This is a genomic window from Psychromonas ossibalaenae ATCC BAA-1528 (assembly GCF_000381745.1).
GTDB lineage: Bacteria > Pseudomonadota > Gammaproteobacteria > Enterobacterales > Psychromonadaceae > Psychromonas > Psychromonas ossibalaenae.
The window spans coordinates 103,331-129,426 of the sequence record NZ_KB906974.1; the positions used below are offsets into that span (position 1 = coordinate 103,331).

The window sequence follows — 26,096 nt, forward strand, 5'->3', positions numbered from 1 at the left end:
CATGATTGCATTTCGTCAGATTATACAGGAGATGGCGGCTGAAAAGCTGCACCTTGGACTGACCATTTTAGCGATTGCCTGGGCGACCGTTTCTATTGCTTCTATGCTTGCGGTTGGAGAGGGATTACGGCAAGGGCTTATTCGTACCACCAGTAACGGTAACGGGGATCTAATTATTTTAACGGGTGGCTTTGCAACGCTGGATTACGGTAATTTTTCTAAAGGTAAACAGTTAAACCTGAAACCTGACGATGTTGATGTATTGCGGGCTTTACCTTCGCTGGCGCAAGTAGAACCAAGTGCTGTGTGGGCCTCTTCTGTCACTTTTAAGGACAACGGCACCTGGCAGCAGCCGCTGGCTGTTTATCCGCAGTATAAAGAGTTGACCGGTCTGCAGGTTACCGCCGGCGGGCGCTGGTTTAATCCTTTAGATATTAAAGAGCAGCGTAAAGTTATTGTGATCGGTAGAAATGCCGCAGTCAGTTTATTTAATGAAGATGATGATTATGACTGGGATAATACTCCTGATCTTGAAGCTTCGCCCATCGGCAGGCAGGTTAAAGTCGGTGAAGAAAAATTTACAGTTATCGGTATATTAAAAAACAACCCGTCTAATATAGAAAACGGCACCCCGATTGATTACGCGGTGTTTGTGCCTTTTACAACCTGGCAGCGCTTTCATGTAAATCCTTCATTAGGGGCAATAAACATTAAACCGGCACCCGGGGCTGATCGTGAAAAAGCGGCAGCAACGGCGCGCCAGGTTATTGCCCGAAAATATGGCGCCACTACTGAAGATATGCAGCTGGTGCAGGCTCAGGATATGCTTTTAAGGCAGAAAACGATGCGTCAGTTTTTAATTGCTCTGCAGAGCTTTCTGGGCATTATTGGTCTGGTAACCTTAGCTGTTGCCGGTATTGGAATCGCTAATGTTATGTATGCCACAGTAAAACGTGCAACGCGTGATATCGGTATTAGAATGGCTGTTGGAGCAAAGCCGGGCGCTATTAAACTGCATTATCTTATTCAGGCGTTTATTACGATTTCCATTGGCGGGGCGATCGGTCTGACGTTAACTTATGCGCTGGTGCAGCTGCTGCAGAATATTCCAATTCAGGGAAGCGGGTTTTACGATTATCTCGGACAGCCGACGCCGGAACTGTCATTTTCCATTGTCAGTGTCGTTATCTTTGCATTAAGTGTTATCGGTATTGCCGCTGCCTGGTTTCCTGCGAACCATGCAGCCGGTATTACCCCCTTAGAAGCATTACAAAGTGAATAATTTTTTATTAGAGGAAGAGCATGCCGTTAGTTAAACTTGAAGGTGTCACTAAGCACTACGAAAGTGGTGATGAAAGCGTCTATGCGCTGGATGATGTCAGTCTTATTATTTATAAAGGTGAGTTCTTATCAATTCTCGGCCCTTCGGGCTCCGGCAAGTCTACTCTGATGAATGTTTTAGGCTGCTTAGATAAACCTACATCGGGTTTCTATCAGTTAGATGATCACGATGTATCAACACTCAGCTGTAATCAACTGGCTGCAATTCGTAATAATAAAATTGGTTTTATTTTCCAGAGTTTTAATTTACTGGAATATGCAACTGCATTGGAAAATGTAATGCTGCCGCTGGTCTATGCCGGGGTTAATATTAAAAAGCGTCGGGCTAAAGCAGCAGAGCTGCTGAAACGGGTTGGATTAGAAGATCGTATGAGTCATAAACCTAATGAACTTTCCGGCGGACAGAAACAGCGTGTTGCCATTGCTCGTGCACTGGTTAATGATCCGCAGATTATCCTGGCCGATGAGCCGACCGGCGCGCTGGATTCAAAATCAGGTGCTGAGATTGAAGCGCTGTTCAGCGAGCTGCATCATGAAGGGCGTACACTAATTGTGGTAACTCATGATATTTCTCTGGCTCGCCGCACCAAACGTATTATTAATATTAAAGACGGGAAAGTCGTAGAAGATGAAATACTGGATCGTTCATCGGCAATTTATAGGAGAAGAGAAGGGGATTAAAGGATAAAGCGTTTGATAATCAGCTTATTGACCTTTCTTGGGGGCAGGGCCTGTCTGTTATAGAAAACAGGCCCTATGTTAACGAGTTCAAAATTACTGTCGATCACCCGCTATTATTCTTTAAGATAAACAATTAATAAGTCTGAAACGGCTGTTTTTACGAATTTACTCACTGAAGTTGTTATATTACTCCAGAGATCATGATGGTGTCCGCAAACCAGCAGATCCACATCCTTATTTATAATTGTTGTGTGCAGTTTGTCGTTCAAATCACCCATTACCACCCAGGTGTTGGTGACCGGGTAATCAACCTGATCGGCTAACTCCTGCAGCTCTTGAGTAAGTCGTTCGACCTCCTGTACATTATCATCATGTACTATCAGCTTACCCGTTTTCGGCTGGCGTAATGCTATGTTGCTTACATACTTAACATCAACAAAAATAAATGAAAGCGTACAATTAGCATCTTTAGCTAACGAGACACCTTTATCGATCACTTCCTTACTGGATTTAGATAAATCAACAGCAACTAATATATGTTTATAGCTCATGTAATCCTCCAAATTTGATCTCTCATTGTTAATCGCAATACATAAAACAGGTAAACAATCTATAGGTTAACCTTAAGGTTGTTATCAGTCTGCTTCCGGTATTTATTATTTATAACTGGCTGCACTGCTGAAATTTTTTAAAGCTTTGCAGACTTTTATGAAATAAAAATAACCGCTTAATAAACCTCATAGTTAATTAGTATTAATGTATTTTATGCAGTGTAAAAACACATTATTAATGTGTTTAGTCTAAGTTTAGCAGCACTATTGTATTTTTCATTTACTTACGAGTTTTTATTGCCGTCTTTATACATTATGCAAAATACCCATAGCAGTTATTTCGATTTGAGTAAGTAAGAACCTTTGTTCCTACTGGAGGCTGAAAACCCCTCTCTTTGTGTTGCTGAGCATTCATTTAGAATAATTAAACCTCATTGATAAAAGGCGGCTGCAGCAGCGTACCTGCTGTTTGTCTTTGTGAATCTGTCTGGCTAGAGACTGTCCATGCATAAAAACTCAGTGCAATGAACAATATAATGCAGGCAAATAGTGACATTACCAGTATACGAATTTTCAGTTTAGATCTCATGACTGCCGCCTCCTAAAACTCTCCCTGCCTGACAGCGTTAGCGGATAATAACAAACAATGAGCGTCCGCCGCGTTTAATCTGCAGAACCAGCAGTTTATCTTTCATCCCGACCGCCTGATTCAAGGACTGTAAGTTGTAAACCTGCTGTCTATTGGCCGCCGTGACAATATCACCCACTTTAAGGCCGTTATATGCTGCAGGTGAATTGTCATTTAAAGCAGTAACCACTACCCCGCGGTTATTACGGGTATTTTCAAATTCGACACCTTCAAGCAGGGGATTAAAGCGCTGCTCGTTGAGGGTGATCATTTGAGGATCGCCGATTTTTACGATCAGCTGTTTTTCATCGCCGTCCCGAAGCAGTGTTAATTTAACCTTGTCTCCGATATTTTTAATTCCGATACTGCTGCGCAGCTGTCCGGCTGAGCGGATAATTTTTTTATCCGCTTTTAAGATAATATCTCCGGGAAGAATGCCGGATTTATCAGCCGGTGAATCTTTAACTACGTCGGTGACCAGTACACCGAGCTGGCCGTTTTTCAAATTGAATGCCTGATGCAGATCCGGGGTAATATTATGAATACTGATACCAAGTTGTCCGCGTTGAACCTCGCCGTTAGCAATTATCTGCTCCATACTGGCTTTTGCCATATTAGCCGGAATTGCAAAACCAATACCGATATTACCGCCTGAGGGGGCGATAATTGCGGTATTGATACCAACCAGCTGCCCGGCTAAATTAACCAGTGCACCGCCTGAATTACCCGGGTTAATTGACGCATCGGTCTGAATAAAATTTTCATATCCCTCAATACCTAAACCGCTTCGCCCGAGCGCACTCACCACACCTGTGGTGACGGTTTGCCCTAAACCAAAAGGATTACCGATAGCGACCACGAAATCACCCACTTCAAGCTGATTTGAGTCTGCTAGCTGTACTTGTGTGAGGTTATCTGCATCAACCTGCAGGATGGCAATATCTAAGTCCGGATCGACCCCGACTAATGATGCGTTATAATTGCGGCCGTCAGTCAAAGATACCTTTATTTCCTGCGAATTTTTTATGACGTGATAATTGGTCATAACAATACCGTCCGATGCATTAACAATGACACCTGATCCGGCACTCTGCTGGCGTTTCTTTGGTCTAGACTGCTGCTGTCTAGGCTGATCCGGAATATTGAAAAAATGTCTGAAAAACGGATCGTTTAACAGCGGATTGATATTCTGCCTGTGTGTTGAGTATGTGGATATATTAACAACTGCCGGGTTAATTACTTTGAGCATCGGCGCGAGAGACGGGTAAGGTTTTCCGTCCACATCCCTATAAGGAATGGCGGCTGAAGAGAGTTGAGAAAAGAGTATTAATACACTCGCAATAATTACTGCGGATAATTTATTCATTTAGATGCCTCCAGTGAATGTGAATAAAATATTGTTGTCATTAATAAAACGGCCGTGGCAGTGCTGCTGCCGCGGACCTATGTTAAAACAGTTAATCTGATTTGTGCTCAATAACGTTTGACCGATCATTGATGCTGATAGATTTAGGTTTCATTGCTTCCGGTATCTCTTTAGTTAAACCGATAGTAAGTAAACCGCAGCTGAGATCTGCACCTGTTACTTCTACATAATCAGCAAGGCTAAATTTTCGTTCGAAGGCGCGGTGGGCAATACCCTGATGAAGATAGCAGCGCTCCTCATCCTGCGCTTTTTTACCACGAACAGTGAGTACACCTTGTTCCACACTGATATCAAGATCCTCGCGAGTAAATCCCGCTAAGGCTAATTGAATGCTGTAGCGCTGGTTATCAATTGCCTCAATATTATAAGGTGGAAAGCCTGCCGTAACGGTATCAGCACTTAATGCGTTGTCTAAAAGGTCGGCAAAACGGTCAAAGCCGATACTGTTGCGATATAGAGGGGTAAAATCAATTGCTTTCATGTTCTTATCCTCCGTTAGAAGCAGTAAAAAAATAAATACAACATCTGTCGCTGCACCACTCTTAGAGCCGCTGCACCGACATTAATATTACTAAGGCCGGTATGAAAAAACACAAGTATGAAACATAAAGTTTGATTTATTTTTGATTCCTGTTGTTTTGTGCACTCAGGCTGGTGCTTATTTTTCTAAAACCTATTACTAACTGCCTGTATTTTAGATAACTATTGGCACATACTTAATCAGTTAAAGGTTGTGTCGGTAGCTTTTTTGACTAACGTTAATTCTCTACAGGAAATCCTAGACAGTGAATTATTCAGGCTCTGAAATATTAATCGCGATACTGGTTTTTCTGTCAGCGGCTGTGATCAGCAAAGCGGCTGCAGTGCGTCTGCGTATCCCTTTTCCAATTGTGCTGATGCTGGCTGGGCTTGTACTGCACAGTTCACAGGAAGTACTGGCATTACCGCTTAACGCATTAACTTCAGAAGAATTCTTTCACGATATTATCCTTATGCTCCTCCTTCCAACCATAGTCTTTGAAACGGCTTACAATATGGACATCAGCAAACTGTCTGCTAACCGTCTGGCAATATTTGTACTAGCGGTGCCGGGCGTATTAATTTCTACCTTAGTTGTGGCTGCATTAGTCTATCTGTTTACCCCGCTTAACTGGCAGTTCGCTCTGCTTCTGGGGGCCGTTTTGAGTGCTACGGATCCCAGCGCGGTTATCTCGGTGTTTCGTCAGCTTGGGGCGCCTAAAGATCTGATTATGCTGATTGAAGGTGAAAGTTTGTTCAACGATGCTACGGCCATTACGCTGACGAAGATACTGGTGCTCAGTTTTGCCGCTGCACAGGGATTCCTGCCGATGCTCTACAACGGCAGCAGTCTTTTTTTAATAAGCCTGTGCGGAGGGAGCTTATGCGGCTGGATACTCGCGCGTCTGCTGCTGCAGCTGTTCAATAAAATACCGGACGACCCTTTCCTGGAAATCAGTCTCAGCCTGTTGTTAGCATTCGGCAGTTACCTGTTTGCAGAAAAGCTTCTAGATGCCAGCGGTATAATTGCAGTAACGGTGGCGGGCATCACTCTGGCAACCCGGTCGCCGCTCCCAATTTCACGAAAGTCGCAGCAGTATCTGAATCATTTATGGTCTTACCTCTCGTTTATGGCCATGGCCTGCATCTTTCTGATGGTGGGTTTATGGATGGATTTGACGCTGCTGTGGCAGAATGCTGGAGTATCACTGATTGTTCTGGGGGCATTGTGGTTGTCTCGTGCATTGACTGCATATGCTCTACTTCCGCAGATAGGGCGCCTGCAGCATCAGGCTAAAGTTGTGTGCATTGAATACCGGCATATTGTCTTTGTCGGCGGCATGCGTGGTGCGGTAACTATGGCGCTGGCAATGGGCCTGGTGACACTGACCGAAGATCAAACGATTCTGTCAGTGACGGTCAATGTGGTGTTTTTAACGACTCTGCTTCAAGGACTGTTAATTTCACCCTTGGTTTCCTATTTAGGTTTAAAAGCACGAGATGTAAATGACAGTATTGCCTGTACGGAACTCACCTTGTCGGCTCTGCGCCATAGCCGCAAAGTGCTGCAGCCTCTATTTAACTCTACGTTTGCTAACACCGGTGCACCGCAGGAATTTTCCATTAAACTGACGCTGCTGATCGAATCGCAGGAGAAGCAGCTTAAGCACTGGGTCAGCACGGAAGTCGGTCCGGTTGGTTTATGGCACCGACTTATGCTGCGCTGTGCCAGTATCGAAATAGGTCATCTGTATCGATTATTTGATCAGGGACTGATCAGAACGGTTGTTTTTGAAGCACTGAAAAACTCATTAGATGAGCAGATGGAGGCGGTTCGTCATCAATATCAAAGACCAGCATTTGCTCAGCTTCCTGGACAGCTTTCCGGCTTCTACCAGAGGAGAAAATCCAAGCTGACTGCTGCGACGCAAACACAGATAGAGCTTGAATATGAGATGGCCTGGGCCAGGTTATTCAGCTGTAATACCGTGCTCGATGCATTAAAAACATGGAGTGAGGAAGAAAATATTCCAGCGCCTGTCGTAGCAGGAGTCGCTAAAATATGGCAGGGCTGGCTGATGAGTTGTGAAGCAAAAATTGCACTGATAGAAGAGAAGCATCCGGTGATATCAGCTGGAGTGCAGCGCAGGCTGTTAAAAAATTACCTGATGACTGCACAATCCGAGTATTTGCAGCAGTACGTACAGCAGTATTTGATCACAGAGGCGGATGCGGAGCATATCAAGGCTTTGCTGAAATCATTGCAAACTTGATTTTATATGATGAAAAACATAATGCTCAACAGGGTAACTAACACAATAATAATGCAAGGAATTTTTAGGAAACTACACTTAGGTCAGTAGTATGAACTGTTTACGCAAACAGTTGTTTAGCGCTGAGAATGAAAGTAGATACATATAGGAGTAGACAATGACTGACTTAGTTACCCCTGCCGGTTCGGGGGCAATGCTTCATAATTATGTGCAGAAAAGTACCCAGAGGGTGATTAACTGTCTGGAGATGGCGTTTGCTGAGTTAGCCAGTCTGCAGCAGAACGTACTTACTGCAGACTTTCTGCTGCTGGCGCTGCTTTCTCAGCCGGACAGTGAAGCGCGTAAAGTACTGCAGGAACTGCTCCCAGATACAGAGGAGTCTGTTAAGCGTATTATCGGGCAGGTTCGCCAGCAGTATCGTAATGTTTCAGCAACACAAGCGCAGCAGATAGTTGCATCCCGGGAAATTCCTGAAGTATTCCGCATTGCCTATGGTGAAGCAAAGAACCTGGGTGATGATTATATCGGTACCGGCACGCTGCTGATTGCGCTTTTTGATAAGGAAGCCGGGCCTGCGGCGGTTCTGCTGGAAAATGAAGGCATGACAGCGGATGCCGCGCGTCAGACCCTTAAACGCATCCGGGCAGGGCGTACGCTCAACAGCCAGGACGGTGAAAGCAAGCAGGATGTGCTGCAGATCTATACCAAAGATCTGACCGAAATGGCGCGTAACGGTGAACTGGATCCGGTTATCGGGCGTGACGATGAAATTGCTCTGATCATCCAGACACTTTCCCGCCGTAAAAAAAACAATCCAGTGTTGATCGGCGAACCAGGTGTCGGCAAAACAGTGATCGTGGAAGGGCTGGCGCAGAGGATTGTAGCCGCCGATGTGCCCGATACGCAGCTTAACAAACGCCTGCTTGCTTTGGATATGGGAGAACTGGTTGCCGGTGCCGCCATGCGCGGCGAGTTTGAAGAGCGTTTAAAGTCGGTACGTGATGCGGTTATCCAGGCCGGCGGCAAAGTCATTTTGTTTATTGATGAACTGCATACTGTTGTTGGTGCAGGAGCAGGTTCCGGCGGGCTTGATGCGCCCAGCCTGCTTAAGGCCGCCTTAGCTCAGGGAAGTCTGCAGGTTATCGGAGCGGATACGCTGGATGAATATCGAAAATATGTAGAGGTAGATAAAGCACTGGAGCGGCGTTTTCATCCGGTGCTGGTGAGAGAGCCGAGTATTGAAAACACGGTTGAGATATTAAAAGGTATTGCTCCGCGTTATGAAAAACATCATAACATTCATTATTCGCCGAATGCTTTTGAAGCGGCTACGCGTTTAGCTGAACGTTATATTACTGACAGACGTTTACCAGACAAAGCGGTGGATCTGCTTGATGAAGCCGGATCCCGTAAACACTTAAGTATCACTGCTATTCCACAGAATCTACGCGATTGTGAGCGCAGGCATCAGAGGCTGCTGCGGGATAAAACCGACGCTTTTAATGAACAGAATTTTGAGCAGGCCGCGCAGCACCAGATGGAAATACTTCAAGTTGAAGAACAGCTTAAAAGTGTACGCAGCAGCTGGCAGCTGGGACGCTCTAAAGAAGATGATATAGTAAGTGAAGATGATATTGCTGAAGTTGTAGCACGCTGGACGGGCATTCCTGTTGCTCGTATGGTGGAGTCCGAGTCAGATAAACTGGCTAGAATGGAGGAAAAACTGCACAAACGCATTGTCGGACAGGAGGATGCGGTGCGTACGGTGGCGGATGCTATCCGCAGAAACCGTTCCGGTATTACTTCAAGCCAGCGTCCCATTGGATCGTTCCTTTTTCTAGGTCCTACCGGAGTCGGAAAAACTGAGCTGGCGCGTGCTTTGGCGGCTTTTCTTCTTGACGATGAGTCAAGAATTGTCCGTTTAGATATGTCGGAGTATATGGAGCGCCATGAAGTTTCCAAAATGATTGGTGCGCCTCCAGGATATATTGGTTATGGTGAAGGAGGGCAGTTAACCGAGCGTGTTCGTCATAATCCTTATACTGTGGTGCTGCTTGATGAAATGGAAAAAGCCCATCCCGATGTGTTTAATATGCTTCTGCAGATTCTCGAAGACGGGCAGCTTACGGATGCTCTTGGTCGTACCGTGTCATTTCGTAATACCGTGCTGATAGGTACTTCTAACCTTGGGACTGACACGCTGCAGCCCGATAAACGGCGTATCGGTTTTGTGCACTCGGAAATGCCCAATTATAAAGAAGCGCAGCAGCTGGTGATGCACGAAGTTAAAAAGTTCTTTAAGCCTGAATTTCTTAACCGTCTTGATGATATTATTGTGTTTCACTATCTGGAAAAAAACCATGTTCATCAGATAGCTGAGATGTTCGTCACGGAGCTGGTGGAGAGAATGCTGCTCAAAGATATAAAGCTTGAAGTGGATAAAGCGGTTATTAATAAACTGTCACAGGACGGCTTTGATCCCATCTACGGTGCTAGACCTTTACGCCGGGAAGTGGAGCGTCAGATTGAAAACCCGCTGGCAATGAAAATAGTAAAAGGTTTATGCCCGGATAACAGCCGCGTGCAGGTCAAGGTTAAAAACAAAGAGGTTGTCTTTAAAATTAGTGCTGTTGACGGGGGACTTTAGAGATTTTGAAATATTTTTTATGATTTTTACTGACCAGCGCCAGCTCTTGTTAGTAAAAATGAAAGCCCGTTCTGGCTAGGTTAAACTCAGAAAACAGATACTGCTCACGGGGCGGTAATAAACGCCAGGTTAACATTAAAGCTGCTGTCAAAACCGCCCGTAACCCGTTGACTGTATTAGTCTTCTTTATCAAGGTAAACAATAAGCAGATCGCTGACTGCGGTCTTGATAAATTTTTTCACTGACGTTGTCATATTGCTCCAGAAATCATGATGGTGTCCGCAAACTAAAAGATCTATATCCAGCCCTTTAATTGCCGTATGCAGTTTCTGATTTAAATCTCCCATTACCACCACAGTCTCTGCGACTGGGTAATCACAGCGGTCTGCCAGTGCTTGAAGCTGTTGGTGCAGCTCATGTTTTTCTTTTTCATTATTCATCGCGGCTAATTTTTCAACTTTCGGCTGAGCCAGTGCGATACTGCTGACAAAACTAACATCCACAAAAATAAATGACAGTTTAGCATCTGCATCTTTGGCCAATTCAACAGCTTTATTGATCACTTTCTCACTGGATTTAGATAAATCAACAGCGACTAATATATGTTTATAGCTCATGGTATTCCTCCCTATTTTATCTCTTGTTTTAACAGCAGATACATAAAAAAATTCACCTGACGGCCGCTGTTTTCCAGCTTGTTATTATTCACCACTGTTTATTCGGCCCTGCATCAATTGATGCGTTTGATTTGGTGAAAGCAAAATAACGAAAGCCTAAAATCTATTGTCTGCCAGTAATAATTTAATTTATGCGCCCCACAACAGATCATTAATCTGCTTACTATAAGTCTAGCACCAGTAGTAGATTTTTCATTTACCTATGACTTATTAATAGTCGATGTGAGTGCTTATTATCACTTTGTTAAGCGGCTCATTTTGTTGGGTGAAAAAATCATCAACGAACAACGTTGAGAAGAACGCCTGGTTGCTTTTTGTACTGGCAGGATGGGTTAAAATTATTACGCCTATAACTTAATAGATGCATTACTGCCTATAGAGGGGTGTTTTTGTGTCTTTCTTGATGTTGATTGTGATATTTATGTCAATGACTCCTGAGAAAGTGGCTTTGATTACATAAAAACATACCTCTTTAAGTGTAAATAAAGGATTAAAGGGCTTTTATTTTTATCTCTGCTCAGGTTTAATAAGCCTACTTATTTAGGAGTATAAATAAGCCCAATGGAAATGATGTGCTCAGTTAAAGCATGTCGTAAATAAACACGGATTTTAAGGATATATGTTATGAAAAAGTTATTAGTTGCCACTGCTTTAGTTACCACTATGTTTTCTGCCGGCGCACTTGCGGCGACAGGAGACCAGATAACTAAATCAATTCAAGTAACAGCAACTGTACCGTCATCAACATTTTCAGTTGAGCCTACGGCTGGTCAATGGCCAACTCAGGTTGAACTGAATTACGATGTGAATGTTGGTTTTGATTCGTGGAATACAACGCTTAAATCCGTTTCAGGTGATGGGGTAAACGCATCTTTGATGGGTACACCTATGCTGGTAAGCGGTCAGCACAGTATTCCATTAATCGTTACCGTAGGCACTCAGGTGCTTGACAATACACCCAGGAAAGTTGCCGATGACGCGGCTGTTCACGGGATTGCGTTAAGTGTTACTACCGACAATAGTGGTTATGCCACGTTTGAGGCGGGTAACTACTCGGGCACAGTACAGCTGGTATTTGAAGACAATATTTAATCTTTTCACCCATACCTGCATGGCTTACGTCATGCAGGTATTTTTACTTTGTATCCCCTGAATAAAAATAATTAAGAGGTTTTGATGTTTAACAAAATACTTCCCTTTACTCTTGCGCTGTTTTTTACTGCGGGCGCTGCGGCATCAGTAAAAACGGTTACGGTACCGCAGGAGATGACCGTACTTACCTCTGATAATTCCAGTTCAGTGCTGAAAATTAGAAGTGCTGATAAAACAGAACCCACATATATTAAAGCTTCGGTATTTGAAGTTGACGAGAGCAGTATCGGAACCGGTAAAGAGATACTGACCCCGGTTGAAGGCGAGTTGAAAAAGAACGGCTTGGTCGTGCAGCCTGAAAAATTTGCCATGGCACCCGGCGGCTCTTCCACGGTAAGACTTATTTATACGGGCAAGGAAGCACGCCAGGATCGTTATTTTAAGATCCGCTTTCAGCCGGTATTAAAATACGATCTTATAGGTGAAGCGGAAAAAGATGAGGCTCTGGATGCCAATCTTTTCTTTTCTATTACCTCAACGGGTTTTGCCGTAGTGCCGAAAAAACAACCCGAGTACGCACATACAGTCAGCAGTGCTGATTTTACGACCGATATAACGAATGTTGGTGACAGTTTGATGCTGCTGCAGGACTGCACTGTCTGCGTTGACAGCGCCTGTATTTCAGAAACTGAAAAACGTCTGACACCGGGACGCACTATTAGCCTTGCAGGTGAACCAGAGGTAGTAGCAGACTTTAAGAAAGAAAATGGCAAAGCGCCTTCCGGACGCTGGCAGTGTGATCTTATCACGCCGAATGGTGAGGATAAGATGCAGGTTCTTCAAGGCAAGTGGTAGAAATGTCATGTTATTTTCTTATAAACATAACCAGGGAGTGGTTAAGATGTTTAAATTTTTCAACGCAGGCGGCGTGTTTCTGCTGCTTTGCAGCGGGCCGGTTTCGGCAACCTTAGTTTCAGATGCTGAATCCAAATTCAGCTCTGGCGTCCCGGAGGGGTTTGAGGGACTGCTGGAGGTCAATTCTCAGCCTATTAACCTAAATTATCGCGGTAAAGTGATCCACGATGGTTTTTTGCGCAAAGAGCAGGGAGCCGATTATTTTGAATCGTTATCGAGTCAGCAGGTTCGCTTAGATCAGAGGATAAAATGTTCGCAGAATGCGTTTATCTACACTTTATTAAACTGTGCCGATCAGGAATATGATATTGAAGTGACTCTTAGTGAGATATATAAAGGTGATGAACACTATATTTCGCTTACCCCTAGTTATACTTTTGTGAAACTGGTTAACCAGCGTTTTGACATTAAAGATGCTGACAGTGCCGCTGGTTTTCCAAGCAGCCAGCGTGAATATATTGCTGACAGTTCAGTTGACAGTGTCAGCGGTGCGCTGGGGTATCATGCTAATGTCTCCTACGATGAACAATCAGAAAAAACGCGCAGCACAGTATCAGTAAACAGCCTGGTTTCTTACCAGGCGTTATTATTTGAATTTTCACCTACTTTCGAAGCGCAGACCGGCAGCATAAAAACAGACTCCCTGACAGGCTCCTATTCTGAACAAGACTCTCGTTATACTCTTGGTTTTCGCGGACGCCATAATGCGCGGTTAACTTCTTCTACGGTGAATTTAGCACCAAATAAATCAGTGATCGGTTTCTGGTATACTCAGACCGACGATTTACTGCGTTCCTCGGAGCAGGGGACGGGTGAACCGCTTTATACTTTCATGCCCTCTGCAGGAATGGTTGAAATATATCGTGGTGAGCGTCTGCTTTATGTGAACCGCCATCCGGGCGGTCCGGTTGAAATCGCCACGTCAGACTTTCCAATTGGTTCATATAACGTCAGAATAGTTAGGAAACCACAGGGAACAAAAGCGCTGGAGCCGATTGTTGTACAGCTGCACAACAGCAAAGCGACCAACAAATTTTCTTATATGCTCGGGCTGAGTCAAGATGAAGATCTGGGGGGCTATATATCGCTAAAAGAAAGTAATGGTGAATATGATGTTCCTTATTTAGGTTTGGCTTACCAGAGCCCGGTTATTCAGGTTATTGACGGTAGTATGTCCTGGTATAATGTTGATACGGTGAACTACGTTTCGGCAGGTCTTGATATCATCCGTCTATCCCCCTTTACTTTTAATGTTGATACACAAATTTCCGAGCTGGGAGACTGGGGCATTGGTTTTAACGGCGCTTATCGACATACTCTTTTTGATCATGATGCATCATTATCATGGTCGCTGCAGACTGAAGAAAAGCGTGGTCTAGCGAAGGATGTTGCCAATATAAGTGCATTTTATTATCCGCAGGCGCAGTTTGTTGACTCGATCAGTTTGAATCTGACCGGGCGTCAGTATAAGTATGAAAATAATTACACTGATGAAAATACCTACTCAGAAATGTCTGTTTATCTTAAGAAGGATCTCAAGAGCCTTGTTAAACTCCCGGTGGATCTTGGTCTGTCCTTCTCTCAGAACTCTGAGGGTGATCTGACGACGATGCTGACAGCCTCTTTCTCCTTTGATTCACTATATGATGCAGACGTTACAGGCTCTTATTACCGTAATGGCGATAACAGTAATGCAGCTGAGGTTGGGATTTCAAAACGCTTTGAAGATTCGGCTGTCCGTCAGATCGGCGGCAGCGTGGGCGGCGGTGAGGATTATATCAACAGCTCAGTATTTACGGATCTGGATTTCCAGTACAGTGATATTCATCTAGGCCTGCAGAACACCATGGTCAGCGGTGACGGTTCCAGCAGTAACGGTTACGGATCGATGCGCGGCGGTGTGTACTTTTCCGGGGATCAGTGGGCACTGGGTAAGTCCGGTATTCAATCCGGTATTATTGTTGATGTAGACGGCAGTGACGATGTTGCTGCTGGTACCGGCGTGTACGCCAGTATCAGTAATGCAGACAGTGTCGAGCTGCGGGGCGGTTCGCAGGTGATAGCGGTTAATCCTTACAGCGAAACGGATGTCCTGCTGACAACTATCGGCGCAGTTGCAGATGTTTACGAGATTAACTCGGTGAATTACCGTGGTAACTTTGCTTATCATGAACTGCAGCTGCGGGAAACGGTTGCCATTGCCGGCATGGTGTCTACTGCAACTATTCAAGATGAGTATGTTAGGGTGAAAAATCATGAGTCTTCGCTGAATATTGCGCTTGAAAAGGGACGCGAAGAGAAGAGTGCTTTTTTCCAGCTGACCGTGTCTAAGCAGCATCCGACGCTGGCGATATATGACGGTGAGGAACTGTTATGTACAAAAAATTTATCGGAGCAGCTGGACAAGGCTAAAAACGGTTTCTTGTACGTAGGAGACATTAGTTGTGAAAGTTAAAAGGCATATTCAGTGCAGTAAACTTACTGCGCTGTTATTTTTCAGTATTTATCTCCTTTATCATATTAGTCAACCGGCATCCGCTGCAATTTTCATGTCAGGTATTAAGCTGGCTTACCACCCAGGCAGTCTCGGGCATACTTTTGAAAGAGTTTCTGGAGTAAATAAAGCAGTAGGCTGCCCAGATCCAGATCCAAAGGCAGTGCCTTTTAAGATTAGAAAGGGTTTAGAAAAAAATATGTTAGGCCAGGCTAATAAAGGAAACAAATTCGGAATATGGAAATTCGGTGGCGCTGAGGTTATTACTTTGTCTAATGTGCGTGGAGGGGAGATGGATCTGGAAATAAGTTTTCTCGGCGCAGAAATGTATGACTCAGGAAACAGGTCGGAACTTTTTGCGGACAACGTTTACATCGGAGATAGCTGTGCAAAACAGGATAAAGGAGGCATGAATAAGAATCGCTTTGGCTATCGTCACTGGCCTATTACGGGGCCTTTTACCTTCGCTGCTACTCTTGGCAAAGGGCAGATGTACTTTAGAGTTGAATTTGCTGCTGAAATAATTAATATGAATGGTTATCAGTCGGGAAGTTACACATTAGCCGCTCCGCATACGTTTAGTCTCAATACTATTTCATATGGTTATTCAACTGTAATTGGTAACCAAACTGAGCTTCCTTTTCAACTTATGGATTTGAGTATTGATGCGATACTCCAGTTTGATGTGTATTTTCCCTACGATGCAGTGAATCTAGAAGCGCAGGGGGATGATGAATTTCGCGGTGAACTGCCTTTTTATGTCGAAACCAATGAAGATTTTATGATATCCATCGGCGACTGCGGCAGTTACGGGGAAAATGCATTAACTGGAAACTGTTATATGGACAATGATCAGAAAGTTGAACTGGAAACCAGTGTCCGCTTTCTGCATCAGCCGCTGCAGTCACACCTGCAGTACGGCGTAAACAGTTTATTCAGCCGAGATGACTTTGTGTCTGGCGGTGAGTCTGCCCGCCATCAGGCTGCTGTCGATTTTAAACTGCTTAATACCGAACAGGCTAAACCGGGAAGCATGCTTATGAATACCATCAGTTTAGTATTTGAACCGCTTTTTTAATTATATTCTTTAATAACGCCCCTGATAAAGTGACTTCGGCTGGTGTGCAGAGTCAGGGGCGGTTACGCATAAGCAAATGAAACGGCTGTTAATCCGCCGCGGATAATAGATCTTTACACTGTTTAGGTTTCACTTTGACAGCTGTTTTCCTGTTACTGCTGCTTTTCGGTTTAGGTTGAGATTTCCACCAGGAGATTTCATTACAGCCGCTTCCCTGTGCAGGCACCTTTTGATTTCGGCATAGCTTACTGTCTTTGGGGCAGGTTAACCTGACATGCATATGGAAGGTATGTCCCCACCAGGGGCGGACTTTGCTAAGCCAGCTGTCATCCTGCCAGCTCATTTGACAAAGCTGCTGCTTAATAATCGGATTAACAAAAATACGTGCCACGCGTTTATCGGCTGCTGCCAGTTGTATCATAGCTGCATGTTCATTTCGCCAGTTTGAACTTACCGTAAAGCTGCCGGGATCGGTCAGATCTAAAGCTTGAGGAGTTTCCAGCTGCTGCGGTGGTAATGATCCGCCAGTTTGTTGAAACCATACATCTACATCTAAGCCTATCTGATGGCTTGCGTGTCCGGAAATAAAGCGTCCTCCCCGCGGCATGGACATATCTGCAATCAGCAGATCATGACCACTGCTTGATTTAATGTCAGCAGCGAACTCTGTAATAAATTCAATAAGATCGGGATGACCGTAATAACGATGGCGTGATGCTCTGATCACCTGAAATCCTTCTCCCTGCAGCGGCAGTGCCTGTGCGCCGGATAGACAGCCGTTATTATAGAAGCCGATAGCTTCTGGCGGGTGGGGATAAGGGCTGTTAAATTCGTGCCAGGATGCGGCGGGAATTTCTGTGATACCTAGTATCATCAGCATTACAGATTTAAGCAGTAAGGTTGATATTGAAGTTTTCTGTTTTGCTCTGCACATATCTTATAACCACCTTCGCTTCGTGTTAACAGTGTTTGTAATTATAGTTATTAACTTATAGCGCGCTTATAGAATAGCGGCTATTGAACTTTTAAATTACACTTATACCATTGCGCATAATTAAACGGCCTGACATTACGAAAGGAATACAATGTATAAATCTATAATTGTATTGATGTTTTTCCTGTTTTTTAGCTTTATACCTATAAGTAATATGAAAGCTGAAGAGCAGTTCCATGACGTGCTGGTTAATGTAGAAATCAGCGAGTGGCTGCCTTATGCGTATCAGGAAAACGGCGAGTTCAAAGGCTTTGCTTATCAGATTGCCAAGGATGTTTTTGCCAGAGCGGACATTGCTTATGAGTTTCGTATTAAGCCCTGGGCAAGGGTTTATGATTTGGGCTTAAAAAAGAAAAATTACATGATATGTGGTGTCGGTAGAACCCCGAAAAGAGAAAAACTGTTTAACTGGGTTGGTCCGGTAGCTAAAAACATTGACATCTATTTTTATAAATTAAAAAGCAGCCCGATAGAAATTAATAATCTTGAACAGGTTAGGAAATATGTGGTAGGTGTAGAAAGGGATGCATATACACACGATTTTATGGTGATCAATGGTTTTGATAAAGCAGGTTATCACCATGTAAGTAAAACCGACCAGCTGCTTAAAATGCTCCTGGCAGGCAGGTTTGAGTTGTTTCTTCTAGAGGAGCAGAGAGTATTAAAAGAAGCGGAAAAACTCAGCCTGGATCCTGAGCTGTTTGAGAAAGTCTATTTTGCATTTAATGTCACAGACTATATGGCATTTAGTAAAATGACTTCTCCAGCCTTAGCAGATAAGGTGCGCAAGGCTTATCAGGAACTGCATGATGAAGGGAAAATCAGACTTCATTAAATAAAAGCACAACCTGAGGTTTAAATACAAATATAATATATATTAGCTGCCTGGTTTTAACCATGGCCGGCCGGCTAAGCGCTCTTTTAACAGCTGCAGAAACTGTGCTGTTCTAGCTGAACGGGAACGTGCGTCCGTGCCCAGTAATGCAACAATATCTGCGCCGGGAAGCTCATATTCAGGCAGTACACGCTGCAGTTGTCCGCTGTTTAATGCCGCCTGCACATCCCATTCGGAACGCATAATAATACCGTGTCCGGCTAACGCCCAGTCTTTCACCACGCGGCCTTCGTTACTTGCTAGTGTCGGATTGATACGAATAGATACCTGCTCGCCGGAGCTGCAGTGAGTGAAACGCCACAGGGTGACATCTTCACTGTTTTCGCGCAGGGCAATACAGGTATGATCGCGTAAGGCTTTTGGTGATCTCGGATTACCTTTACGCTGCAGATAATCAGGAGAGGCACATAAAAAACGCCGATTGGGAGCCAGTATGGCTAACTTGAGTGACGAGTCGCGCAGCTCGCCGATATAAATGATGATGTCCCACTGATGACTGTCTGCCCAGCTGGGATTATCAGACAATTCAAGTTCAACGGTTAGATTCTGGTGACTGCGCTGAAATTCGCCCACTAATGGGGCGATATAATCGTTACCAAAACCAAGCGGCGCAAGTACTTTCAGCTTACCGCTTACCTGTGATTTTTTATTGTTAATCAGCTCCTGGAGCTGATCCATTTCACTAATAATCAGCTTCGCTTTGTCCAGCAGAAGTAAACCTTCTTCAGTCAGTGTGATGCCTCTTGCTCGGCGCTGTACTAGTTTTACCTGCAGCTTTGCTTCAATCGCCTGCAGCCGTTGAGTTACCGTCGGCGGGGTGACATTCAAGTTTCTGGCCGCCGTGGTCAGAGAGGGGTGAGTGGCAATAACATAAAAAAAACGCAGATCTTCACTGGTTAGCATTAGGTCAAATCCTAATATAGTAGTTAGTTATACTTAATTCTATTCTAAACCTTAATCAAGCACAATGTGCTTACTCCCGGATAGATACCGGCATTGAATTATTAGTTTGATTAGGAATCACTGATTATGTCCATTGAGCAGCGTTTACAAAGTATAGATACCCCGTTTTTATTAATTGATAAGCCCAAATTTGAGGCTAATATTGCAGCCTTAAGGTCAAGACTGGAGCCGTTTAAGGTACAGCTGCGTCCGCATCTAAAAACCATAAAATCAATTGAGGGTGCAAGGCATGTACTGCACAATTTTGATTCTCCAGCGGTTGTTTCAACGGTGCGGGAAGCTGAAGTATTTGCACAGGCAGGTTATAAAAACTTAACCTACGCGGTTGGTATTACAGCGCAGAAACTGCCTCGTATTTTAGCCTTGTTAAATCAGGGGGTTGATATCAGTATTCTGCTGGACAGTACTGCGCAGGCGCAGGCTGTTGCTGAATTTTGTCTGGCATCTAACTGCAGCATTCCCACTTTTCTGGAAATTGACTGTGACGGTCATCGCGGCGGCATAAAAGCATCCGATCCCCTGTTGATTGAAATAGGTAATATCCTGCATCAAGGCGGCGTGGAGTTGCGTGGCGTATTAACCCATGCAGGGGAGTCCTATGAATGCGGTAATAAACAGGCATTAATAGCAGCTGCTGAGGGTGAGAGAGCCGCTGCGGTTGAGGCCGCCGTTAATTTAACCCGGCAGGGACTGCCTTGCCCGGTGGTAAGCGTGGGTTCAACACCTACTGCACACTCTGCTGAAAATCTGGACGGTGTGACTGAAGTACGGGCCGGGGTTTATACCTTCTTTGATCTGGTCATGGCGGGCATAGGTGTGTGCAGTGCAGAGGATATTGCTTTGTCTGTGGTAACCAGCGTGATTGGCTATAATCCACAAAAAAACTGGCTGTTTATTGATGCCGGCTGGATGGCGCTTTCGCAGGACAGGGGCACGAGAACACAGGAAATTGATCGTGGTTACGGCCTGGTATGTGATATTAACGGGCGCATTATTCCTGGTTTACAGGTAAGCGGTGCTAATCAGGAACACGGCATTATCACAGTTAGTGGTGAGCGTGATTTGAGCGAGATAGCGCTAGACACACAGCTGCGTATTCTGCCTAATCATGCCTGTGCGACTGCGGCTATGCACAGCGGTTATTATGTGGCAGATGCGAATGAGCTGGATTACTGGCACAGAATACAAGGGTGGTAACAATGAAATATATTAGCGAAACTTTATCAAGCAGACTGATTAGTCATGAGCTGGCATTTAATGCTGTGTCAGCCGCTTTTATCGCCGCCAGTGAACAGGCGGCGTTATTTCCCGTGGTGATCGCACAGGGGCATGCACCGGGTAGTATATTCTCATTGAAATCGGCAAATACCGTTGAACTTACGGGCTGGAAAGCCGGCAGTTACTGGCCGGGCAACGTTGAAAAGAATATACCTTGTCATGCTTCAACTATATTCCTGCTTAATCCGGAAACGGGCTATTTAGATGCGGTGATTGAGGGCAGTGCGGTTAATGCATATCGAACGGCTGCTGCCGACGCAGTTGCTGTTTCAAAGTTAGCAAGAGAAGATGCGCAGTGTCTGGTTATTTTCGGGACTGGGCATCAGGCATTTTATGAATGTCTGGCCGTATCTAAAGTGCGTAATATAAAAACAATTTTAGTGGTAGGGCGGGATCAAAATAAAGCACAGATACTGGCCGATAAATTAAATGAACAGGGATTATCCGCCCATAACTGCGATGCACAAAGTGCCTGCCGACGCGCGGATATTATCGTAACCGCAACAACAGCGACAAGCCCGCTATTTGCTGCAGAGTGGATAAAGCCGGGGACACATATTTCAGCGATGGGGGCAGATACAAATGGTAAACAGGAGCTGCCGGCCGAACTGCTGGAGAGCGCTAAATTATACTGTGATTTTACCACCCAGTCGCGGGTCATCGGTGAATTTCAGCACCTTGGTCAAAAGTTACTGCATCAGCCTCAGATGATCGGGCATGTTCTTAACGGTAAAGCTGCCGGGCGAGTTAATAACAGTGAAATTACGGTGTTTGACAGCTCAGGTATTGCTGTGCAGGACCTGTTTATAGGTCGACATCTGTTAACGGCCGCTGTTGAAGCGGGATTTAACATTACTGCCGGCTGAATATTATTTATCAGCAGTTAAAGTGCCTTGCTGTCTGTTTCAGAATCAGACGGCAAGCGCTTTAACTACCTGGTCTAACCCTTCAATAAACATCTGTGTACCAATCACCGCCAAAATCAACCCCATCATACGCGAGATAACATTAAGCACACTTGGGCCTAATGCTTTAACCAACTTCTCGCCGAATACAAACAGTACATTTGTCCGTGATATAGAATGGGAGCTGGCTCCTCTGATTTTGACTCAAGATTATAAAAGGAAGTTGCTATGCATGACTGTCGAAGTTTGTTTAATTACCGTTTATGTCTTAAAAGTCGATAAACACTGGGATCAATTCGTCACAATCGCAGATAAGTTAAGTAATGATAATGAAAATCCATAATAAAGAACTATATTATAATAAACAATGAACTATGAGGGGAAGAAGGCTGGCTGATGCTTCTATTTTTAATGAATTACAGCAGTCCGAGTATTACTTTTATTCAGTTTTTACTTACCTTGCTAAGCGGCTCTGCTTACCACAAAAATAGCAATATTTTGAATGGGATGTTTATGTTATGAAAGATAAAGGTTTTAGCTTAATCGAACTGCTTATCGTGATTGCCATTATCGGTGTGCTTGTTGGTGTGGCATTTCCGAGTTATCAATCCCATATTCAAAAGGGTAATCGCGTGGCAGCGCAGCTTGCTTTAACGCAAATAGCACAGGAATTTGAACGTGAAAGTGCGCGTCAGGGAGATTATCCGACAGGCTCTGCTGCTGCGGCGACTATCGCCGCTGTTGATAGCCCTGATAGTTATACTTTTACACCAACAATCAGTACAGGTGACACTTTTGAGATTACTGCTGCGCCTGTCACCGGCAGTATTAGCGAAAATGATGAGTGCGGTACTCTCAGTATCAATCAAACCGGAGAAACAACCGATGACTCCTCTAATGATTGTTGGTAGATATATGAAATATAATTCAGTAAAAAACTCACAGGGGCTGACATTACTTGAGCTGTTAGTTGCAATGGCGGTTGTAATTATACTGGCTGGCGTCGGTGTGCCCAGTTTTAACTCATTTATGGCAAAAGAGCGGTTAACCGTTGCTACGAATGAACTTTATAACGCATATCGTTTTGCGCGAAATGAAGCACTCAAAGTATCGAGCTCAATGATATTAGATGCCGCTGATGGAAGCGATTGGGCACTGGGCTGGCAGGTGGAAAATAACGACGGTGACGTACTTTACAAAAGTAAAGTGCCTCATTCAAGTATTACAATCTCAGCGAGTGCTGTGACAGTTAAAGGCATGGGATCCGTTACCAGTGCGGTCAATTATAGTATTACAGGTGCTGAAGGTACAAACTGTATTAATATACTGATAAGCGGGCAAAGTAAATTAAAAAGCGGAAGCTGCTGATGAAAAAGACGACCAATGGATTTGCCTTATTCGAAGTGCTGATTGCGATGTTTATCACTGGTGTTGCATTGTTAGCATTAGCAAAGACGGAGCTTTATATTTTAAAATCGTCTCAGTCCAGCTTCAATTACACCGTTGCCACCATTCGCGGTAATAGTTTTATTGATACGATCTGGCTTGATTTATGCAATGCTCAGAAGAGCACTTCTGCCAGTACCTATATTGTGCATCGCAATTTATGGCTAAGCGAGTTAAGTGCTGCAAATATGACGGCAGATAGCAATAATCCTCCGGCTGTATATACACAAGAGATGAACGTCACCATCAGCTGGAGCGATTCACGTTTCATTGATGACGATGCCAATAATACAGTGACTATGGCTGTTAAATTCCCTGATAGTGGTTGTGGGTAGACTATGAAATTCAAAGACGTGTATTGTTTTAAACGGAAAATTCAGCAGACTGGATTCACACTGGTTGAACTTCTGATTGCCATGCTGATAAGTTTGTTTTTGGTATTAGGCACCACGATACTTTACAGTTCCTTAAAAAGTAGTATTAAAGTTGCGCAGGATTTAGCGACCGCTCAAGAGTCATTACGTGGAGCATTTTATTTAATGTCACGCTCAGTGCGTCAGGCAGAAGATTTTGATATTCCCAGCAGCAGCGCATTAACAACTTTTTATGGCACCCCGCCGGTAGGCAGTCCGATTTACAACTGTTTGGGGAAAAGTATTTCAGGCAGTACCAATACCGATACCTATACCCTGCTCGATAATGATCTATACTGTAATGATGGAACAGATGAAGAACTGATTGCATTAGGTGTAACTGAATTAGCGTTTCAGCCTATTACAGGTACTAATGATGACGGTTTAAAAGTAACGATGAAAATAGAGGGCATGCCGGCTTCTGATTCTTATGAAAACGGATTTACTTTTACACTGGCTTTGAGGCAGAAAATATTATTAGATCTCTCTGATTAAAGTGCTTTGCTTTCATAAAAATATTTATTTGATGGAAGGAATGGATATGAAACAGCAAAAAGGATTTGTACTGGTATCCGTGCTTGTAATCACTTCGATTACAATTCTACTGGCGTTTTCTCAAATCAATGAAATTCGTCTGCAGGAGCGCATAAGCGGTAATCAGCAGAAAGAATTAAATGCCAGACTAGCCGCAGAGAAAGGGCTGTTTGATGCTTTTGAGCTTATAGATGCTGGAAACAAAGCCGGTCTCAGTAATACGCTGATATTAGGGACTCTGCAAACGCTGACTGATGCAAATTACACTTTACCGACAATCGAACTCGATGGTACAGGAATAATTTTTACCTTGGTGAGTAAGGGGGAAGTTAATGGTGCCGTCGCTTATTTAAAAACGCAGATACAAGCCCGTGAAGAGACCGGGCGCAGTCTTTTTACTCATGGTGTTCAAGGCTGTGAAGGTGTTGCTATTGGTTCGGGCGGCGGTTCTGTTGATAGTTATAACTCTAGAGCAGGAGATTATGGGGAAGTTCTGACTGACGGGACGACTAATATACTGGCAAACGGTGATGTGGCAACGGTTAATGATGGTGCTGATATTGAACTGTCAGGAACGGGTAAAGTTTACGGCAGTCTGACATCAAATGGCAATATTTCAACCGGCACGTCAGCAGCAACTGAAATATCCGGCAACATTACGGCAGCTGGAGATATCCAGCTTAAAGATATTACCAGTGCGGGGGATATACACGCAGGGGGAGATTTCTCGTTCAAGGCATTAACGGCAACCGTCTCAGATACTGCAATTACAGCTGGCGGTGATATTAATGCCAGTGGGGGCAATGACATTGGAGACGATGTACTGGTCACCTATGGAGGCGAGAATAACAGCAGATATGAGTTCGGTGATCCGACCACGGGCATCGTTGCACCGGATACTGATTTGGGGGAATGTGATACCGTGGGTATCGTGGCTGTTATGGGCAGTATTACTACAGAAATTACTACGGACAGTTTGCCTGTTGCCGGCTCCCCGATGGCTTCCGGTAGTGCTTTCATTTTTACTGAAGATTCAGCGTCAGCGGATGGCTCAGCAATTGCAGGCATTTCAGCAAGTACGTTAGATGCGTTAGGTGATGCAAGCGGAGTGGGCTCTCTTGATGAAAATACCAAGGTGCTGATTTTTGATGAGGCCTTTGATATAACCAGTAAAACAGTTGAAATTGACGGTAATGTAACGCTTTTGATTAACGGCGATATTACCATAAAAAATACCACATTCACATTTACCCATCCGGATACCAGCTCCTTAACCATTATTACCGATGGACAGGTTGATATTGATACTGGCACCGTCCTGTTTACCAATGAAACCGTGAATTCTGAAGGAAATCCGCCGCTGACGGTATATTCTTCCTATGCAAGTTCAGCGGATGATGATTATGCTATGCATATCAGCGCCAATGCTGATATGTATACAAAACTTTATGCTCCTCTGGGCAATTTAGCCTTGTCTGGCGGCGCTGAAATTATGGGAGCAGTAATTGGGAAGAATGTAGAAGTCAGTAACGGAACGGCAATTCATTTTGATGAGGTATTGTTGGATATGGGTGATGTAAAAGAGACAGAGGCAATACCCGCGTCATATTCTTCTATTTATTATCATTATGAGTAAGATAGATATTTATTTAGTTTCTTAGCCCGCTGCCATTCAAAATTATCAGCTGTAGCGTTAATGATCTAACAGAGATGGTAGAAGCTGAAAGTATTATTCTATAATAGCATTCCGCCTAATTAACTGCTCAGTATCATTCAGTCTCTCGTGTTTATTTTCATTGGTTTTTTGCTGTCGTTTACAAAACTTTCAAGTCTCACATACTGCACATGGGCTACTTCCTGTTTCATTCCATAACTTAGTTTCTGTATTTTTTGACTAATCCGCTTAATATTATTTTCTGTTTTAGGAAGAGAGGCTTCAGCCTCGCCTCTTGTATTGTTAATACCAACCTGAATAAGTATCTGATCCTTTATGCTGGTTAAAATCAATCCTATCTTCGTTATTAATTTCGTAATTAGCATAACTAGTGCCTTTTCTAAAAAGAAATGATCAGTTGACTACCAATCGGCAGGCAGCTGATCTTGCGGTATTAATACTACTGTAGAGCGTGCCTGACCCGGCTCTTTTTTAATGAGTTGTTTTGCAGCTAATCCTCGAAGCATCTGATGCGTACTTGCTGACGATACTCCGAAGTAATTTTGTATATCTACTTCAGCAGGGGGACGACCATTGATTCTGGTGTAATAAAAGATGAACGCCAGGTATTGTCCCTGCCGTTGTGTGAATTTATTTTTTGATTTGTAGTCTTCAGGGATCGACATCTTAAG

General features: G+C 44.1%; 26 protein-coding genes. 16 read left to right on the forward strand and 10 right to left on the reverse strand.

Annotation, left to right across the window (positions count from 1 at the left end):
• Position 1: 1 nt before the first annotated feature.
• Positions 2-1,282 carry an ABC transporter permease gene (locus G327_RS0106020; RefSeq protein WP_019613858.1) on the forward strand — a complete coding sequence of 427 codons (1,281 nt, stop codon included), beginning with the start codon at positions 2-4 and terminating at the stop codon, positions 1,280-1,282.
• Positions 1,283-1,302: 20 nt separating this feature from the next.
• A complete protein-coding gene (locus tag G327_RS0106025; RefSeq protein ID WP_019613859.1) occupies positions 1,303-2,022 on the forward strand; it encodes an ABC transporter ATP-binding protein in 720 nt (239 codons plus the stop codon).
• Positions 2,023-2,135: 113 nt separating this feature from the next.
• Here the strand turns inward: G327_RS0106025 and G327_RS0106030 are convergent, their stop codons facing one another.
• From G327_RS0106030 to G327_RS0106045, 4 genes are all read right to left on the reverse strand, one after another.
• The gene (locus G327_RS0106030; protein ID WP_019613860.1) at positions 2,136-2,573 is read right to left on the reverse strand and encodes a universal stress protein; all 438 of its coding nucleotides are present in this window, start codon (positions 2,571-2,573) and stop codon (positions 2,136-2,138) included.
• A 424-nt stretch (positions 2,574-2,997) separates the two neighbouring features.
• The gene (locus G327_RS26795; RefSeq protein WP_019613861.1) at positions 2,998-3,162 is read right to left on the reverse strand and encodes a hypothetical protein; all 165 of its coding nucleotides are present in this window, start codon (positions 3,160-3,162) and stop codon (positions 2,998-3,000) included.
• A 37-nt stretch (positions 3,163-3,199) separates the two neighbouring features.
• Entirely contained in the window at positions 3,200-4,567 is a 1,368-nt protein-coding gene (locus G327_RS0106040; protein ID WP_019613862.1) for a DegQ family serine endoprotease, read from the reverse strand.
• Positions 4,568-4,658: 91 nt separating this feature from the next.
• Positions 4,659-5,108: an Hsp20 family protein gene (locus G327_RS0106045; RefSeq protein ID WP_019613863.1), complete on the reverse strand. Its 450-nt coding sequence runs from the start codon at positions 5,106-5,108 to the stop codon at positions 4,659-4,661.
• A 304-nt stretch (positions 5,109-5,412) separates the two neighbouring features.
• On the opposite strand from G327_RS0106045, the gene G327_RS0106050 reads away from it, so the two are divergent.
• The gene (locus G327_RS0106050) at positions 5,413-7,419 is read left to right on the forward strand and encodes a cation:proton antiporter (protein ID WP_019613864.1); all 2,007 of its coding nucleotides are present in this window, start codon (positions 5,413-5,415) and stop codon (positions 7,417-7,419) included.
• 157 nt (positions 7,420-7,576) lie between these two features.
• A complete protein-coding gene (locus G327_RS0106055; protein WP_019613865.1) occupies positions 7,577-10,066 on the forward strand; it encodes an ATP-dependent Clp protease ATP-binding subunit in 2,490 nt (829 codons plus the stop codon).
• A gap of 176 nt (positions 10,067-10,242) precedes the next feature.
• Here G327_RS0106055 and G327_RS0106065 read toward each other — a convergent pair whose 3' ends face one another.
• Entirely contained in the window at positions 10,243-10,683 is a 441-nt protein-coding gene (locus G327_RS0106065; protein ID WP_019613866.1) for a universal stress protein, read from the reverse strand.
• A 684-nt stretch (positions 10,684-11,367) separates the two neighbouring features.
• Here G327_RS0106065 and G327_RS24065 point away from each other — a divergent pair.
• The 4 genes from G327_RS24065 to G327_RS0106085 all read left to right on the forward strand — a co-directional run bounded on the left by G327_RS24065 (position 11,368) and on the right by G327_RS0106085 (position 16,322).
• A complete protein-coding gene (locus G327_RS24065) occupies positions 11,368-11,835 on the forward strand; it encodes a CS1 type fimbrial major subunit (protein WP_019613867.1) in 468 nt (155 codons plus the stop codon).
• An 84-nt stretch (positions 11,836-11,919) separates the two neighbouring features.
• Positions 11,920-12,690, forward strand: coding sequence for a hypothetical protein (locus tag G327_RS0106075; protein WP_019613868.1), 771 nt, complete (start codon positions 11,920-11,922; stop codon positions 12,688-12,690).
• Positions 12,691-12,736: 46 nt separating this feature from the next.
• Entirely contained in the window at positions 12,737-15,205 is a 2,469-nt protein-coding gene (locus tag G327_RS0106080; protein ID WP_026339211.1) for a TcfC E-set like domain-containing protein, read from the forward strand.
• Between the two features lie 94 nt (positions 15,206-15,299).
• Positions 15,300-16,322, forward strand: coding sequence for a hypothetical protein (locus tag G327_RS0106085; protein WP_157601004.1), 1,023 nt, complete (start codon positions 15,300-15,302; stop codon positions 16,320-16,322).
• Between the two features lie 88 nt (positions 16,323-16,410).
• Here G327_RS0106085 and mepA read toward each other — a convergent pair whose 3' ends face one another.
• Positions 16,411-17,256, reverse strand: coding sequence for a penicillin-insensitive murein endopeptidase (mepA, locus tag G327_RS0106090; protein WP_019613871.1), 846 nt, complete (start codon positions 17,254-17,256; stop codon positions 16,411-16,413).
• 151 nt (positions 17,257-17,407) lie between these two features.
• On the opposite strand from mepA, the gene G327_RS0106095 reads away from it, so the two are divergent.
• The gene (locus tag G327_RS0106095) at positions 17,408-18,151 is read left to right on the forward strand and encodes a substrate-binding periplasmic protein (RefSeq protein WP_019613872.1); all 744 of its coding nucleotides are present in this window, start codon (positions 17,408-17,410) and stop codon (positions 18,149-18,151) included.
• Positions 18,152-18,193: 42 nt separating this feature from the next.
• On the opposite strand, the gene G327_RS0106100 is transcribed toward G327_RS0106095, so the two are convergent.
• Complete coding sequence (locus G327_RS0106100) at positions 18,194-19,114, reverse strand: LysR family transcriptional regulator (protein WP_019613873.1); 921 nt, start codon at positions 19,112-19,114, stop codon at positions 18,194-18,196.
• Between the two features lie 126 nt (positions 19,115-19,240).
• Between G327_RS0106100 and G327_RS0106105 the strand changes: the two genes are divergently transcribed.
• Together G327_RS0106105 and G327_RS0106110 are read left to right on the forward strand one after the other, a co-directional pair.
• A complete protein-coding gene (locus G327_RS0106105; protein ID WP_019613874.1) occupies positions 19,241-20,371 on the forward strand; it encodes a DSD1 family PLP-dependent enzyme in 1,131 nt (376 codons plus the stop codon).
• Between the two features lie 2 nt (positions 20,372-20,373).
• Complete coding sequence (locus tag G327_RS0106110; RefSeq protein ID WP_019613875.1) at positions 20,374-21,318, forward strand: ornithine cyclodeaminase family protein; 945 nt, start codon at positions 20,374-20,376, stop codon at positions 21,316-21,318.
• A gap of 45 nt (positions 21,319-21,363) precedes the next feature.
• Here the strand turns inward: G327_RS0106110 and G327_RS26415 are convergent, their stop codons facing one another.
• Complete coding sequence (locus tag G327_RS26415; protein ID WP_083938439.1) at positions 21,364-21,555, reverse strand: MarC family protein; 192 nt, start codon at positions 21,553-21,555, stop codon at positions 21,364-21,366.
• A gap of 320 nt (positions 21,556-21,875) precedes the next feature.
• On the opposite strand from G327_RS26415, the gene G327_RS0106130 reads away from it, so the two are divergent.
• The 5 genes from G327_RS0106130 to G327_RS0106150 are packed head-to-tail and all read left to right on the forward strand — an operon-like array spanning position 21,876 to position 25,386.
• Positions 21,876-22,268, forward strand: a complete 393-nt coding sequence (locus tag G327_RS0106130; RefSeq protein WP_019613879.1) for a type IV pilin protein — start codon at positions 21,876-21,878, stop codon at positions 22,266-22,268.
• Positions 22,269-22,272: 4 nt separating this feature from the next.
• The gene (locus G327_RS0106135) at positions 22,273-22,725 is read left to right on the forward strand and encodes a GspH/FimT family pseudopilin (RefSeq protein ID WP_019613880.1); all 453 of its coding nucleotides are present in this window, start codon (positions 22,273-22,275) and stop codon (positions 22,723-22,725) included.
• The gene (locus G327_RS0106140) at positions 22,725-23,138 is read left to right on the forward strand and encodes a type IV pilus modification PilV family protein (RefSeq protein ID WP_019613881.1); all 414 of its coding nucleotides are present in this window, start codon (positions 22,725-22,727) and stop codon (positions 23,136-23,138) included. The genes G327_RS0106135 and G327_RS0106140 overlap by 1 nt, the downstream gene beginning before the upstream one ends.
• Positions 23,139-23,141: 3 nt before the next feature.
• The gene (locus G327_RS0106145) at positions 23,142-23,711 is read left to right on the forward strand and encodes a PilW family protein (protein WP_019613882.1); all 570 of its coding nucleotides are present in this window, start codon (positions 23,142-23,144) and stop codon (positions 23,709-23,711) included.
• 46 nt (positions 23,712-23,757) lie between these two features.
• Positions 23,758-25,386 carry a DUF7305 domain-containing protein gene (locus G327_RS0106150; protein ID WP_019613883.1) on the forward strand — a complete coding sequence of 543 codons (1,629 nt, stop codon included), beginning with the start codon at positions 23,758-23,760 and terminating at the stop codon, positions 25,384-25,386.
• 137 nt (positions 25,387-25,523) lie between these two features.
• Here the strand turns inward: G327_RS0106150 and G327_RS0106155 are convergent, their stop codons facing one another.
• Complete coding sequence (locus tag G327_RS0106155) at positions 25,524-25,790, reverse strand: hypothetical protein (protein ID WP_019613884.1); 267 nt, start codon at positions 25,788-25,790, stop codon at positions 25,524-25,526.
• Between the two features lie 36 nt (positions 25,791-25,826).
• The coding region (locus tag G327_RS0106160; protein ID WP_019613885.1) for a LexA family protein at positions 25,827-26,096 on the reverse strand (270 nt) is incomplete at its 5' end.